The organism is Bradyrhizobium sp. USDA 3240, assembly GCF_054063295.1.
Window position 1 is genome coordinate 8,728,634 of the sequence record NZ_JBSSGD010000002.1, and the last position, 14,014, is coordinate 8,742,647.

At 65.3% G+C, this 14,014-nt stretch carries 16 protein-coding genes; 9 read left to right on the forward strand and 7 right to left on the reverse strand.

What is annotated here, in order from left to right; translation table 11 throughout:
* Positions 1 to 2: 2 nt before the first annotated feature.
* Complete coding sequence (locus tag ACVIGA_RS41670; RefSeq protein ID WP_456670584.1) at positions 3 to 1,187, reverse strand: UbiH/UbiF family hydroxylase; 1,185 nt, start codon at positions 1,185 to 1,187, stop codon at positions 3 to 5.
* Positions 1,188 to 1,319: 132 nt separating this feature from the next.
* On the opposite strand from ACVIGA_RS41670, the gene pcsA reads away from it, so the two are divergent.
* From pcsA to ACVIGA_RS41685, 3 genes are all read left to right on the forward strand, one after another.
* Positions 1,320 to 2,048: a phosphatidylcholine synthase gene (gene pcsA, locus ACVIGA_RS41675; protein WP_298379892.1), complete on the forward strand. Its 729-nt coding sequence runs from the start codon at positions 1,320 to 1,322 to the stop codon at positions 2,046 to 2,048.
* Complete coding sequence (locus tag ACVIGA_RS41680; RefSeq protein ID WP_456670585.1) at positions 2,045 to 2,770, forward strand: TerC family protein; 726 nt, start codon at positions 2,045 to 2,047, stop codon at positions 2,768 to 2,770. Before pcsA ends, ACVIGA_RS41680 begins: the two co-directional genes overlap by 4 nt.
* A gap of 134 nt (positions 2,771 to 2,904) precedes the next feature.
* Entirely contained in the window at positions 2,905 to 3,879 is a 975-nt protein-coding gene (locus tag ACVIGA_RS41685) for a quinone oxidoreductase family protein (protein ID WP_092114426.1), read from the forward strand.
* A 97-nt stretch (positions 3,880 to 3,976) separates the two neighbouring features.
* Here the strand turns inward: ACVIGA_RS41685 and ACVIGA_RS41690 are convergent, their stop codons facing one another.
* Positions 3,977 to 5,173 (reverse strand): acetylornithine transaminase, encoded by a 1,197-nt coding sequence (locus ACVIGA_RS41690; protein WP_456670586.1) that lies wholly within the window; start codon positions 5,171 to 5,173, stop codon positions 3,977 to 3,979.
* A 309-nt stretch (positions 5,174 to 5,482) separates the two neighbouring features.
* Between ACVIGA_RS41690 and ACVIGA_RS41695 the strand changes: the two genes are divergently transcribed.
* Positions 5,483 to 5,779, forward strand: coding sequence for a hypothetical protein (locus ACVIGA_RS41695; protein WP_456670587.1), 297 nt, complete (start codon positions 5,483 to 5,485; stop codon positions 5,777 to 5,779).
* A gap of 6 nt (positions 5,780 to 5,785) precedes the next feature.
* Here the strand turns inward: ACVIGA_RS41695 and rimO are convergent, their stop codons facing one another.
* On the reverse strand, positions 5,786 to 7,111 hold the full coding sequence (gene rimO, locus ACVIGA_RS41700) for a 30S ribosomal protein S12 methylthiotransferase RimO (protein ID WP_456670588.1): 1,326 nt from the start codon (positions 7,109 to 7,111) through the stop codon (positions 5,786 to 5,788).
* 118 nt (positions 7,112 to 7,229) lie between these two features.
* Here rimO and ACVIGA_RS41705 point away from each other — a divergent pair, with 118 nt between their 5' ends.
* From ACVIGA_RS41705 to ACVIGA_RS41715, 3 genes are all read left to right on the forward strand, one after another.
* Positions 7,230 to 7,820: an ANTAR domain-containing response regulator gene (locus ACVIGA_RS41705; protein ID WP_028332037.1), complete on the forward strand. Its 591-nt coding sequence runs from the start codon at positions 7,230 to 7,232 to the stop codon at positions 7,818 to 7,820.
* A complete protein-coding gene (locus ACVIGA_RS41710; RefSeq protein ID WP_456670589.1) occupies positions 7,817 to 8,974 on the forward strand; it encodes a CmpA/NrtA family ABC transporter substrate-binding protein in 1,158 nt (385 codons plus the stop codon). Before ACVIGA_RS41705 ends, ACVIGA_RS41710 begins: the two co-directional genes overlap by 4 nt.
* A gap of 266 nt (positions 8,975 to 9,240) precedes the next feature.
* Positions 9,241 to 9,393 carry a hypothetical protein gene (locus tag ACVIGA_RS41715; RefSeq protein ID WP_168193479.1) on the forward strand — a complete coding sequence of 51 codons (153 nt, stop codon included), beginning with the start codon at positions 9,241 to 9,243 and terminating at the stop codon, positions 9,391 to 9,393.
* A 74-nt stretch (positions 9,394 to 9,467) separates the two neighbouring features.
* On the opposite strand, the gene ACVIGA_RS41720 is transcribed toward ACVIGA_RS41715, so the two are convergent.
* The 4 genes from ACVIGA_RS41720 to pxpB all read right to left on the reverse strand — a co-directional run bounded on the left by ACVIGA_RS41720 (position 9,468) and on the right by pxpB (position 12,606).
* Positions 9,468 to 9,887 (reverse strand): hypothetical protein, encoded by a 420-nt coding sequence (locus tag ACVIGA_RS41720; protein WP_456670590.1) that lies wholly within the window; start codon positions 9,885 to 9,887, stop codon positions 9,468 to 9,470.
* A 151-nt stretch (positions 9,888 to 10,038) separates the two neighbouring features.
* Positions 10,039 to 10,812 (reverse strand): LamB/YcsF family protein, encoded by a 774-nt coding sequence (locus ACVIGA_RS41725; protein WP_456670591.1) that lies wholly within the window; start codon positions 10,810 to 10,812, stop codon positions 10,039 to 10,041.
* A gap of 31 nt (positions 10,813 to 10,843) precedes the next feature.
* Positions 10,844 to 11,878 carry a 5-oxoprolinase subunit C family protein gene (locus ACVIGA_RS41730; RefSeq protein ID WP_456670592.1) on the reverse strand — a complete coding sequence of 345 codons (1,035 nt, stop codon included), beginning with the start codon at positions 11,876 to 11,878 and terminating at the stop codon, positions 10,844 to 10,846.
* Positions 11,875 to 12,606 (reverse strand): 5-oxoprolinase subunit PxpB, encoded by a 732-nt coding sequence (pxpB, locus tag ACVIGA_RS41735; RefSeq protein WP_456670593.1) that lies wholly within the window; start codon positions 12,604 to 12,606, stop codon positions 11,875 to 11,877. The genes ACVIGA_RS41730 and pxpB overlap by 4 nt, the downstream gene beginning before the upstream one ends.
* Before the next feature lie 213 nt (positions 12,607 to 12,819).
* Here pxpB and ACVIGA_RS41740 point away from each other — a divergent pair, with 213 nt between their 5' ends.
* Together ACVIGA_RS41740 and ACVIGA_RS41745 are read left to right on the forward strand one after the other, a co-directional pair.
* Positions 12,820 to 13,518, forward strand: a complete 699-nt coding sequence (locus tag ACVIGA_RS41740; RefSeq protein ID WP_456670594.1) for a ribonuclease activity regulator RraA — start codon at positions 12,820 to 12,822, stop codon at positions 13,516 to 13,518.
* Between the two features lie 23 nt (positions 13,519 to 13,541).
* Complete coding sequence (locus ACVIGA_RS41745; RefSeq protein WP_456670595.1) at positions 13,542 to 13,946, forward strand: (R)-mandelonitrile lyase; 405 nt, start codon at positions 13,542 to 13,544, stop codon at positions 13,944 to 13,946.
* The last annotated feature ends 68 nt before the right edge of the window (positions 13,947 to 14,014 follow it).

Genomic DNA, 14,014 nt, shown 5'->3' on the forward strand with positions numbered 1-14,014 from the left:
GGCTATCGCCGCCATGACGGCGCGAGGCCCTCGCGCATCGCGAGCCGCCGCAGCGGGCCGAAGGCGCCGAGCAGATGCAGGCCCGCGGCCCGCGCCGTCTGCACGCCCAGGAAATCGCTGAGCAACGACCGGTTGGCGATGTCGATCGCCCAGGTCCGGCTGGCGACATCCGGACGCCGCGCCGCCTGGTAGCGCGACAGCACATTCGGCGCGCCGGGATCCTCGCCGCGGCCGATCGCCTGGCCCGTGATCTCGGCGATATCGGCAGCATCGCGCAGCCCCATGTTGAGTCCCTGCGCGCCGATCGGCGGCAGCACGTGGGCGGATTCGCCGACCAGCGCGATCCGGTCCTTGGCGAATTGCCGGGGCCGCTCGATCGCAAGCGGAAACACGTAACGGCCGCCCTGGACCTCGACGCGGCCGAGAATCGAATGCGACTGTCGCTCGGCCGCTTCGGACAACTCGTCATCGCCAAGCGCCTTCAGCCGTTCGGCCTCCTTGGGCGCCGAGACCCAGACCACGCTGCTGCGGTTGCCGCTGAGCGGCACGAACACGCAGGGGCCATGCTCGGTGTGAAACTCGGTTGAGATGTTGTTGTGCGGCCGGCTGTGGGTGATGTTGAAGGTGAGGGCGGATTGGCCGAGCTCGCGGCTGACCACCTCGATGCCGGCGGCCTCGCGCGAGAGCGAATTGCGTCCGTCGGCGCCGACCACGAGCCGGGCCGATAACGTCTGGCCCTGCCGCGTCACCACGGTGACCGCGGCATCATCCGGTTGCACCGAGGCGGCCTCGTCGTCGAACCGCGTCATTGCGGCCATCTCGCCGGCGCGCTCCTCGAGCGCTGCGACCAGCGAGCGATTGTCGATGTTGAAGCCGAACTGCTCGCGGCCGATCTCCTCGGAGGTGAACCGCACCTCCGGCGCGCGGATCAGGCGGCCGGTGTCGTCGACGAGGCGCATAGTCTTGAGCGCGGCAGCCTTGTCGCTGCAGCGCCGCCAGACGTCGAGCCGCTCCAGGATCTCGGTCGAGGCGCCGAGCAGCGCGGTGGTGCGGTTGTCGGCATAGGGGGCGCGGCGCGCCAACAGCGCGGTGCGCGCGCCGGCGTCGGCGAGGGCAATCGCAGCCGTTAATCCGGCCGGGCCGCCGCCTATTACGATAACGTCATAATCCTGCGAGCTGTCGGTCATATCAGGACATTTGACATGCTTGGCCCGATTTTCAAGCCATCGGTAACCACTGAATCCTTCCAATGGTTTGCGCGGCGGAACGCCGCAAGACTGCATATGCAAAGGGGGCCGATTCCTGATAGCACTCGGCCGATGGAGCACTCGAGCCAGCCGGATGCGTTGCCAGAACGGATGCGGACCGCCGCATTCTCCGTTCATATTTTCACGGCGCTCGGCGCCGGGGTCGCGCTGCTGGCGATGCTGGAGGCGGTGCGCGAGCACTGGGCCAACATGTTCGCCTGGCTCGGGGTGGCGCTGATCATCGACGGGATCGACGGCCCGCTGGCGCGCCGGCTCGACGTGGTGCGGCTGCAACCGAACTGGTCGGGCGAGGTGCTCGACCTGGTGGTCGATTTCGTCACCTATGTGTTCGTGCCGGCCTATGCGATCACCGCGAGCGGCATGCTGCTGCCGCTGGCCGCGCCGGTGCTCGGCATCGGCATCGTGGTTTCCAGCGCGCTGTATTTCGCCGACCGCCGCATGAAGGCCGACGACAACCATTTCCGCGGCTTCCCGGCGCTGTGGAATGCGGCGGCGTTCTATCTGTTCCTGCTGCATCTGCCGCCGGTGCTGTCGACGATCGTGGTCGCGCTGCTGATCGTGCTGACCTTTGCGCCGTTCCATGTGCTGCACCCGTTCCGCGTGGTGCGGCTGCGCTGGCTCACGTTGTGGCTGCTCGGCGCCTGGGCGCTGCTCGGCATGTACACGCTCGCCAACGATTTCGTTGTCGGAGCCCCGATCACCTTCGGCCTCTGCGCCATCGCCGTCTACATCGTCGGCAGCGACACCTTGATACGCCGGATGAAAGCCTTCAGAGCATGATGCAATTGATCACCAGCCCGGAAGCCTGGGCGGCGCTGCTGACCCTGACTGCGCTCGAGATCGTGCTCGGCATCGACAACGTCATCTTCCTGTCGGTGCTGGTCTCGCGGATTCCGCGACCGCAGGCCAACCGCGCGCGGCAGATCGGCCTGCTGCTGGCACTGGTGTTCCGCATCATCCTGCTCAGCGTCCTGGTCTGGCTGATCGGGCTGACGCAGCCGGTGATCACCATCGAGAGCGTCGCGCTGTCGTGGCGCGACATCATCCTGATCGGCGGCGGCCTGTTCCTGATTGCGAAGGCGACCCACGAGATCCACGCCGAGGTCGAGGCGCGTGACGCCGAGGAGAATGACAAGCCGAGCCCCAACGCGTTCTTCTGGGTGATCGTGCAGATCATCATCATCGACCTGGTGTTCTCGCTGGATTCGATCATCACCGCGATCGGCATGGCGCAGGACATCGAGATCATGATCGCGGCGGTCGTGATCGCGTGCATCATCATGTACGTCTCGTCGGGACCGGTGGCGCGGTTTGTCGCCGAGCATCCGACCACCAAGATGCTGGCGCTGGCGTTCCTGGTGCTGATCGGCGTGGCGCTGGTGGCCGACGGCTTCAAATTCCACATCCCGCGCGGCTACATCTATTTCGCCATCGCATTCTCGGCGGCGGTCGAGATGTTCAACGTGCTGGCCAAACGCAACCGCAGGAAGCCGGCGGGCTAAAGGGCATGATCTTTTCGGAAAACCGCTTCGCACTTTTCCGGATCATGCTGTGCCCCCGGTTCCGGCCGGTTGGTTGACAAGCCGGTGCCGATGGCATTCGCTCGTTTGACGCTGAGATCTGAGGGAGCGACGACATGACTAAGGCTGTGCGGGTGCACAAGGTGGGGGGCCCGGAGGTCCTGACCTATGAGGATGTCGAGGTGGGGGCGCCGGGGACCGGCGAGGTCCGCATCCGCCAGCATGCGGTCGGGCTGAACTTCATCGACGTCTATTTCCGCACCGGCCTCTACAAGGCGCCCGGCCTGCCGTTCATCGCCGGCAACGAGGCCGCGGGCGAGGTCGTGGCGGTTGGTCCGGGGGTGACCAATTTCCACCCCGGCGATCGCGTTGCCTACTACTACAACCTCGGCGGTTACGCCTCAGAGCGCGTCATCCCGGCGGATAAACTCGTCAAACTGCCCGACCACATCACTTACGAGCAGGGCGCCGTCCTGATGCTCAAGGGCCTCACGGTCTGGTACCTCCTGCACAAGACCTTCAAGGTCGAGCAGGGCCATCGGGTGCTGATTCATGCGGCGGCCGGCGGCATCGGGCTGCTGGCCTGCCAGTGGGCCCACGCGCTTGGTGCGCATGTCATCGGCACCGTCGGCTCGAAGGCGAAGGCCGATATCGCGCTCGCCAATGGCTGCGACCACGTCATCCTCTACAACGAGGAGAATTTCGTCGAACGCGTCAAACAGATCAGCCGCGGCGAACTTTGCGACGTCGTCTATGACGGCGTCGGCAAGACCACCTTCCCGGGATCGCTGTCGTGCCTGCGGCCACGCGGCCTGTTCGTCTCGTTCGGCAACGCCTCCGGTCCGGTGCCGCCGTTCCCGCTCGCCGAGCTCAACAACCACGGTTCGCTGTTCGCGACGCGGCCGAAGCTCAACGACTATGTCGGCACCCGCAAGGAATTGCTCGAAGGCGCCGACACGCTGTTCGCCGCCGTGATCAACGGCAAGCTGCACGTGCCGATCAACCACGCCTATGCGCTCAAGGACGTCGCCAAGGCGCATATCGACCTGGAGAGCCGGGCTACGACGGGTGCTGCGATCTTGCGGCCGTAACAAGTTGTCATTCCGGGGCGATGCGGAGCATCGAACCCGGAATCTCGAGGTTCCGGGTTCATCGCTGACGCGATGCCCCGGAACGACAGGAACGACGTTACGCCACCCGTCTGGCCGCACCGACTTTCGTCAGCACTCCATCCAGACAATCGATGACAGCGGATATCTCCTCCCGCGTGACGTCGAGCGCCGGCATGAAGCGCAGCGTGTCCGGCTGCGGCGAATTGACAAGCACACCGGCCGCGAACGCCTCGGCGACGATGGCGGCGCCGATCGGCATCTTGAGATCGAGCGCGAGCAGGAGGCCGCGGCCTCTGATGTCGCCGAGCCCGTGCCGCGCCGACAGCCGCTGCAATTCGCGCTCGAGCAGCAGACCGGCATCGACGACCGATTTCAAGAAATCGGGCTGGCCGATCTTGTCGAGCACGACAAGCCCCGCGGCGCACATCAGAGGGTTGCCGTTGAAGGTGCCGCCCTGATCGCCGTGATCGAAGCAGGAGGCATGCTCGGTCGCGAGCAGCGCTGCGAGCGGCACGCCGCCGCCGATGCCCTTGCCGAGCGTCATGATATCAGGCTCGATTCCGGCGTGCTCATAGCCGAACAGCTTTCCGGTCCGGCCGATGCCGGTCTGGATCTCGTCGACGATCAGCAGCAGCCCACGCTGCTGGGTCAGCGCCCGCAACTCTTGCAGGAACGCGTCGGTCGCGGGCCACACGCCGGCCTCGCCCTGGATCGGCTCCAGCATCACCGCGACCGTCGATGGCGAAATCAACTTCCGCACCGACTCGATGTCGTTCAGCTTGGCCTTTCGGAAGCCCGAGACCTTTGGCTCGAACAACGGCTCGAACGCCTTCTTGCCCGATGCCGACATGGTCGCGAGCGTGCGCCCGTGGAAGCCGCCTTCGAAGGTGATGATCTCGTGCGCGCCACCCTTGTACTTGGCGCCAAATTTGCGCGCGAGCTTGATCGCGCCTTCGTTGGCCTCGGCGCCGGAATTGGCGAAGAACACCTGATCGAAGCAGCTGTTGTCGACCAGCATCTTCGCCAGTTTCAGGCTCTGCTCGTTGTAGAATGCCGGGCTCGGCGTCAGTAGCCGCCTGGCCTGCGCGGCCAGCGCATCGGCAACGATGACCGGCGAGTGGCCGAGCGGATTCACCGCCCAACCCTGCACGAAGTCGAGATAGCGTTTGCGGTTGGCGTCCCACAAATACGAGCCTGCGCCGCGCACGAACACGACCTCGGGGCGAGCGGTGATGTCCATCAGCGCATCGAACGGATGGGTGGCGTTGGTCATGTCGATCTCCTCTGGGGTCGGTGTCGGGATTAAGGGCAGGCCGAAAAGCGAGAAGGCCGCGCTTTGGGGGCGCGGCCTTCTCGAAAACCTTGGCTGATTTAGCTAATCAGCGGTGGCGTCGGACACGGCGCAGCCCAGCATCGTCGCGGGTGCGACGACGGTTGATGGCGCGGCGGTGGGTCCGGTTCAGCTTCATGGCGCAGGGCCATACAGCCGAAGGGCCGGTGGTGTCAAGCGGGAGGTGATATCGGACGCGACGGGCTCGTTGAGGGTGTTAGGCTGCGACCAGGCAATCCTGGAGGTGGCGCCGTGATCAAGTTGCTGATCGAACGAGATCTTCCGGCCGGTTTCGATGTGACCGATGACGCGCAGGCGGCGCGTCACGCGCGGATTGCGCTGGACGCCATCATCGCGACGCAAGGCAAGATGCATTGGCTCTGCACCTACGCGACCGACGACCGCAAGCTGTTCGGCCTCGTCGTGGTCGAGAGCGAGGAGGTCATCGATGCCTATGTGCGCAATGCAGGCATCGGTACCTCGGTTCGCGTCCATCGCGTGCTTCGCACGCTGGATCCGGCGCTCGCCGCTGCGCCGGCCGCAAATTAGCGGATCTCAGAATCCGGCGACGCTGCCGTGCAGGTCGTATTCGTCGGCGCGCTCGATCTTGGCGGTGACGATCTCGCCGACCTTGAGCGGGCGGCGGCTGGTGAGATAGACGGCGCCGTCGATCTCCGGTGCGTCGGCCTTTGAACGACCTTTCGCGACCGTCGGGCCGACCTCGTCGATGATCACCTGCTGGCGGGTGCCGACCTTGCGCTTCAGGCGCTTTGCCGAAATCTTCTGCTGCCGCGCCATCAGCGCATTCCAGCGCTCCTGCTTGACCTCGTCGGGCACCGCATTGCCGATTGCGTTCGAGGCGGCGCCGGCGACCGGCTCGTATTTGAAGCAGCCGAGGCGATCGATTTCGGCTTCATCGAGCCAGTCGAGCAGATAGGCGAAATCGGAGTCGGTCTCGCCGGGGAAGCCGACGATGAAGGTCGAGCGCAGCGTCAGCTCCGGGCATTGCTCGCGCCACTTCTGGATTCGCGCCAGCGTCTTCTCCTGCGCGGCCGGGCGCTTCATCGCGCGCAGCACGTCGGGGCTCGCATGCTGGAACGGGATGTCGAGATAAGGCAGCACCTTGCCCTCGGTCATCAGGCCGATGACCTCGTCGACATGCGGGTAGGGGTAGACATATTGCAGCCGCACCCAGGCGCCGAGCTCGCCGAGCTCCTTGGCGAGATCGAAGAACTTTGCGCGCACGCTGCGATCCTGCCACGGGCTCTCGGCATATTTGATGTCGACGCCATAGGCCGAGGTGTCCTGCGAGATGACGAGCAATTCCTTGACGCCGGCCTTCACCAGCTTCTCGGCCTCGCGCAGCACATCATTGGCCGGCCGCGACACCAAATCACCGCGCAGCTTCGGGATGATGCAGAAGCTGCAGCGGTTGTTGCAGCCTTCGGAAATCTTCAAATAGGCGTAGTGACGCGGCGTCAGCTTGACGCCCTGCGGCGGTACCAGGTCGAGATGCGGATTGTGCGCCGGCGGCAGCGCGCGGTGCACGGCGTCCAGCACGCTCTCATATTGCTGCGGCCCCGTGATCGAGAGCACGCCGGGATAGGCGGCCTCGATCTGCTCGGGCTCGGCGCCCATGCAGCCGGTGACGATGACCTTGCCGTTCTCGGCCATGGCCTCGCCGATCGCCGCGAGCGATTCCTGTTTGGCGCTGTCGAGGAAGCCGCAGGTGTTGACGATGACGATGTCGGCGCCGTCATGCTTGCGCGCCAGCTCATAGCCCTCCGCGCGCAGCCGGGTGATGATGCGCTCGGAATCGACCAGCGCCTTGGGGCACCCCAAGGACACAAAGCTCACTTTCGGCGTGGCGGCCTCTTGCATATCTCTGAATCTGCCTGATTGATGGGCAGGAGCTAGTCCCAATTGCCGAGAATTACAACCCTTTCCCGGGGCTTCCGGCGTGATATGGATGGCTCTTGCCGGGCTTTAAGAGTGGTCGATGAGCGCTGAATCGTCTCCCAAGATCGTCATTGTCGACGAGAGCCCGATCCGTGCGGCCATCCTCGAGGAGGGGCTGCGGGAGGCCGGCTATACCGATGTGGTCCATATCAGCGAGATGCAGAGCCTGCTCTCGCGGATCTATGCGCTCGATCCCGAGATCATCGTCATCGACCTCGAGAACCCCAGCCGCGACGTGCTGGAACAGATGTTCCAGGTCAGTCGTGCCGTCCGCCGCCCGATCGCGATGTTCGTCGACCAGAGCGACGCTGCCTCGATCCAGGCCTCGGTGGAGGCCGGCGTCTCTGCCTACATCGTCGACGGCCTGAAGAAGGAGCGGATGAAGCCGATCCTCGATCTCTGCGTGTCCCGCTTCAATGCCTTCGCCAAGCTGCAGGATGAACTCGACCGCACCAAGCATGCGCTGGAGGAGCGCAAGGTGATCGACCGCGCCAAAGGCATCCTGATGAAGGTGAAGGGGCTGACCGAGGAAGAGGCCTATGTGCTGATGCGCTCGACCGCGATGCGCGAGAAGAAGAAGATCGGGGAGATCGCGCAATCGATCCTGACTGCGTCGGAGCTGTTGAAATGACCACACCCTTGCACATCGGGTTCATTCCGCTGGTGGACGCTGCCGCCCTGATCGTCGCGGTCGACAAAGGGTTTGCGGCAGCCGAAGGCCTCGATGTCACGCTGGTACGGGAAGTGTCGTGGTCGAACGTCCGCGACAAGCTCAATATCGGCCTGTTCGACGCGGCCCATCTGCTGGCGCCGGTGGCGATCGCCTCGAGCCTTGGGCTCGGTCACGTCAAGGTGCCGATCGCAGCGCCATTCAACCTCGGGCTCAACGGCAACGCCATCACTGTATCGCCGGCGCTGCACGCGGCGCTGATGGAAGAGATCGACGGCGAACGCTTCGATCCGATGGCGACCTCGCGGGCGCTGGCGCGCGTGGTTGCGAAACGGCGGAAGAGCGGCGCGGAGCCCCTGACCTTCGGCATGACGTTTCCGTTCTCGACCCACAATTATCAATTGCGGTTCTGGATGGCCGCCGGCGGCGTCGATCCCGACGAGGACGTCCAGCTCGTGGTGCTGCCGCCGCCCTACATGGTGGACAGTCTCGCCAACGGGCATGTCGACGCGTTCTGCGTCGGCGCGCCCTGGAATTCGATCGCGGTCGATCTCGGCGTCGGCCACATCCTGCACTTCGTCTCCGACATCCTGCTCAGCGCGGTGGAGAAGGTGCTGGCGGTGCGCCAGAGCTGGTCGGAGAAGAACGCCGACGTCGTGGCCGCGCTGGTGCGCGCGCATCTGCGCGCCGCCGAGTTCATCGAGCAACCGGAAAACCGCCCCGAGGTCGCGCGCATGCTGGCGCAGCCCGAGCGGCTCGGTGTCGAGGCCAGCGTCATCCAGCGCACGCTCGATGGCCGGCTCAAGATCCTGCCCGACGGCACCATGCGCGAGAGCAGTCGCTATCTGCTGGTCGGGCGCGAGGCGGCGGCGCGGCCGGACCCGGGGCAGGCGGCCTGGCTCTACGCGCAGATGGTTCGCTGGGGCCAGACACCGTACCGGCCGGAGGCGCTGAAGGCTGCCATGGCGGTGTTCAGGCCGGACCTCTACGACGCCGCGGCCGGGCGCCCGGCTGATACCTCCAACGCCATAGGCGCGTTCGCCGGTCCACCGTTCGATCCGAACGACGTTCCCGGCCATCTGGCGGCCTTCAAGATTGGGCGCTGGAAGCCCTGAGCGCGTCGCAGCGGCCGCGCCTCAGCCAGCCACCTCCGGCTACTTTGCATGGGGTTGTTTTCGAGATTTTCGGTATTGCAGGACTGGCGCTGGTTCCCAACGCCTCGAATTGCAACGAATAAGATTCTCGGGTCGGCCTGCGGGGAAGAATATTCCTCTGGGAACCGGGTTCGCCGAGGGAGCGGCGTCGCTATTTTTGCCACCCGCTTGAATCGGCGCGTGAACGATATTCCATATGCCCGAGAATGGGGCGTTGGAGATCGACCATGCGCGAGCTATCGGCGGAAGCCCGCCTGCACTTTTACGCGCGACAAATTTCAAGGAAGTCCGGGACCGGAATTCACACTGCGGCGCTTTATAGCGCCTTCGCGGTGATCGCGGCCATCGTGTTCGGCACGCTCTCCGTCCACCCGTTCTGAGGCCCTGAGAGAACTGCAAAGCCGCCGTCTGATGTCCTCAGGCGGCGGCTTTGTGCTGTCTGGACGCTGACGGCTCAGTAGCCGTAGCCGCGTCCGTATCCGTAGCCGTACCCACCGCCGCCGCAGGTGTTGCAGGTCTGCTGGACCGGCGCGTAGTAGGAATAGCCCGGCGAGACCATCTGGGTGCGTTCCTGGGTGGCGTATTGCGGCGCGATGCGCTCATAGGCGACGCCTTCGGGCGCGACCATCACGGTCTTCGGCACCATCACGGTACGATACTGCGGCGGCGTACGATGCGCGATGACGTGGCCCGGCGACACCATCACGGTCTCCTGCACGGTGCGATACTGCGGCGGCACGGTCTGCACCTGATAGCAGGTCGTGCAGGGCTGGGGCGGCGGCGTATAGCAGCTGTAGCAGCCGGCGGAGGCCGCGCTGGTGAAGGCGGCCGTGGCCACCGCAGCAATTGCGAGGGAGAGGCTGGTGCGGAACATGCTTTCGTACCCAATTTTCCTGAGAGGACAATCAAAGGCTCGGAAGCTGCACCTAGCAATCAAACGGCAAGTTTGGGTTTAAGAAGACTCTTAACGGAATCTAAAAGGGTCGGCGCGGCGGCCGGCCCTTGCTGCTCCGTGTGTTCGCGGCTCAGTGCGCGGTCTTGAACGGCGCGACCGTGATGCCGGCCGTGCTCAGCGCCTCGCGCAGGCCGCGCGCGATCTCGACGGCGCCATGGGTGTCGCCATGGATGCAGACGGTGTCGGTCTGCATCTTGATCACCTTGCCGGTGACCGAGACGACCGCGCCATCCTGCACCATCCGCACCACACGCTCGGCGATCGCCTTGGGATCGTGCAGCACCGCGCCGGGCTTCTTGCGCGACACCAGATTGCCGTCGTCCTCATAGGCGCGGTCGGCAAACACTTCATGCGCCATCCGCAGATTGGCGGCTTCGCCCGCGCGCACCAGCTTCGAGTTGGCGAGCACCACGAAGATGAGATTGCGGTCGACCGCCTTGATGGCATTGGCAATCGCGCGTGCGGTCATGTCGTCCTCGCAGGCGACGTTGGATATCGCGCCATGTGCCTTCACATGGGTGACCTTGTGGCCGGCCGCGGTTGCGATCGCCTGCAAGGCACCGATCTGATAGGCGATCAGGTTCTCGATCTCGGAGGATGTCAGTCCCGGCATCGGGCGGCGGCCGAAACCATGCAGGTCGCGATACCCGGGGTGGGCGCCGACGCTGACGCCGCGCGCCTTCGCGAGCTCGACGGTCTTGCGCATGATGTCGGCGTCGCCGGCATGGAAGCCGCAGGCGACGTTGACCGAGGTCGCAAGCTCGATCATCGCGGCGTCATTGCCCATTTCCCAGGGGCCAAAGCTTTCGCCGAGATCGCAATTGAGGTCGATGGTTGCAGTCATGACGATCGATCCGTTCGTTGTTCGTATTGATTCAGGGTAGCGTAACTTGCCAGGTCGTCACATCGACGGCGCTGACGGCCTGACCCGCGACATTCGCATCCCGCAGCGCCTCGATGTTGAGGCCGAGATCGTCGATGCCGCGGAGGCGATCGGGCAGGGAATGCAGGAGCGTGTGGAACTTGATCGCCTCGGCCTGCGCTTCCGCCATCGTGACGGCCTTGAAGCGGAACGGCCGGCCGGCCGAGGTCTGCGCGAAGCGGCCAAGATCGGCCGTGATCACGGTTGCGATCTTGGGATAACCACCGCTGGTGCCGCGGTCCGGCATCAGCACGATCGGCTGGCCGTTGCCGGGCACCTGGATGCTGCCGTTGACGGTGCCGTCGGAGACGATGTTGTGGCCGTCGCGGTGCTTGATGACGGCGCCTTCGAGCCGGTAGCCCATGCGGTCGCTGGTGGCCGAGATCTTCCACTCGCTGTCGAGGAACAGCTGCTTGTTTTCCGCGGTGAACTCGTCGTCCTGCGGGCCGAACACGATGCGGATCGGCGCTTCGGTAGCTATCGGCAATTCGATGCGGCGCTCGGCGGCGCCGCTCGCAGCCTTCGTCTTCAACTCGTCGCCGCTTTGCAGCGGCCGCGGGTAGGGGCTGCCGAGCCCGGCCCGGGCGTTGACGGCGAGGCTGCCGAACATCGGCTCGCCTTCGATGCCGTGCTCGATCGCGAGGTAGCTGAACGAGCCGCCGCGCGCAAAACCGAGATTGAGCGTCTCACCTTCGGCGAGCGTTGCCGAACTGTCGAAGGCAACCGGCCGGCCACCGATGTCAGCATTGCGTGACGCGCCGGCGAGCCCGATGCGCACCGCGCCGCCGCGCGCGGTGAAGGTGGCGCCGAACGGGCCGATCTCGACCACGGCAGCGAACGGCTCATTGCCGACCAGCGTGTTGGCGGCCGCCAGCGAAAGCCGATCCATCGCGCCGCTCGGCGTCAGGCCGTAGCGCTGCGAGCCCGGACGTCCGCCGTCCTGTACCGAACTTGCCGGACCGATCGAGGTGACGACGAGCTTGCTCATGGCGTCACCAGTTCTGCGACGAACTCGCCGGCCTCGGCGGCGCGGTCCTGTTCGGCAAAGGTCTTGGCATCCACCGCTGTGAAGGTGACGGCATCGCCCGGCTCCAGCAGGAAGGTCGGGTCGCGATGCAATTGGTAGGTTCGCACCGGGGTACGGCCGAGCAGGTGCCAGCCGCTCGGGCCGGCGAGGCACTGCACGCCGGTCTGGATGCCGCCGATCGAGATGGTGCCGGCCGGGGTCACGAGCCGCGGCTCCTTGCGCCTGGACATATGCAGGAACTTGTCGAGCCCGCTGAGATAGGACCAGCCGGGCGTGAAGCCGATCATGGCGACGCGATAGTCACCGGCGGCGTGGCGCGCGACGATATCATCGGGCGTGGTCTGGAGCGCCTTCGCCACATCCTCGAGATCGATGCCGTGCTCGCCGCCATAGGTGATGGGGATCCGCCAGCGTCGCGTTCCGCTCTCGGTCGGCGGCGCCTTGGCGGCGCGCGCAAGCAGCTGCTCGCCGAGTGCATCGAAGGTGATCTGCACGGGATCGTAATGCACCAACAGCGACCGGTAGGTCGGCACGGTCTCGATGATGCCGGCGATCGGCTCGGCTGCGATCACGCGGTCGAGCGCGAGCACCCGCCGGTTGGCGGCGTCATCGATGGTGCGGCTGAATTCCACCGTGATGGCGCTGTCGCCACTCGGCAAAAGGCGGGGAGGACTTAAGGGTTCGGCCATCGGCTCAAGCAGATTGGATTGGCCATCAAGCTAGCGTGTTTCGATTCAAAACGGAATTCGCTTCGTGCAAAATGATGCAGCAACTTCAATAAATTAATCGGCATGCCGGCGATAAATTTGGATGATCGCAGGTTTTTCGCGCAGCCCTTGACGCAGGGCCTTCGCCCGGCAACATGCGCCGGTCTTTTCCTCCCATCGGAGCAAGCTTTCGAGATGTCACTGTCCGCCGAAGCGATCGCGACGCTGTCGCACGTGTCCACCGCCACCATCACCACGGTCCTGCTCAAGAAGGGCCTGCGCAACATCTGGATGCGCGGCACCAAGCCCTTGAAGCCCGGGCAGAAGCGGTTGGTCGGACCGGCCTTCACGCTGCGCTTCGTGCCGGCCCGCGAGGATCTGGCGACGCCGGAATCCTGGTCGTCGCCGATCTCGACCCGTACCGCGATCGAGGCGATGCCTCAGGGCTGCATTGCCGTGGTCGATGCCATGGGCATCACCGATGCGGGCATTTTCGGCGACATCCTCTGCGCCCGCATGGTCAAGCGCGGGGTGACGGCGCTGATCACCGATGGCGTGGTGCGCGATCTCGAGGGCGTGCTCGGCACCGGCCTGCCGGTGTGGTGCGATGGCTACGCGGCGCCGCCGTCGGTCGCAGGCCTGACCTTCGTCGGCTGGGGCGAACCGATCGGCTGCGGCGGCGTTGCCGTGTTTCCGAACGACGTGGTGGTGGCCGACCAGGACGGCGCGGTGCTGATCCCGCAGGCCTTCCTCGACCACGTGCTGACCGAGGGGCCGGAGCAGGAGCGGATGGAAGCCTGGATCGTCAACGAGGTGAACAATGGCGCCCAGCTACCCGGCCTGTATCCGATGAACGCTGAGACCAAGGCGCGCTACGCCGCATCCAAGAAATAACGTCAAGAAAGGGAGGTAACCCCATGGATATCCACGTTTCCGGCTCGCGGCCGACCCGCCGCGCGCCGAAAGAGAACTTCACCGGCAGCGTGCTGCAGGACCCGATCAACATGGCGCCGGCGCCGGCCCGGCTGAATGCCTCGCGGGTGTCGTTCGAGCCTGGTGCGCGCACAGCCTGGCACACCCATCCACTCGGGCAGACGCTGTACGTGATCTCAGGCATCGGCCGCGTGCAGGCCAAGGGTGGGCCGATCCGGGAGATCCGCCCCGGTGACGTCGTCTGGATCCCGCCGAACGAGAAGCACTGGCATGGCGCATCGCCTGACAACAGCATGACCTACATCGCCATGCAGGAGGCGCTCGACGGCGTGTTCTCGACCTGGATGGAGCACGTCACCGACGAGGAATACAACGGCAAGCTCGGTTGAGGCGTCGTTGCCTGCCCAAAGGAAAAGCCCCGCTCTCGAGCGGGGCTTTTTGCTTTCACGACGCGGCG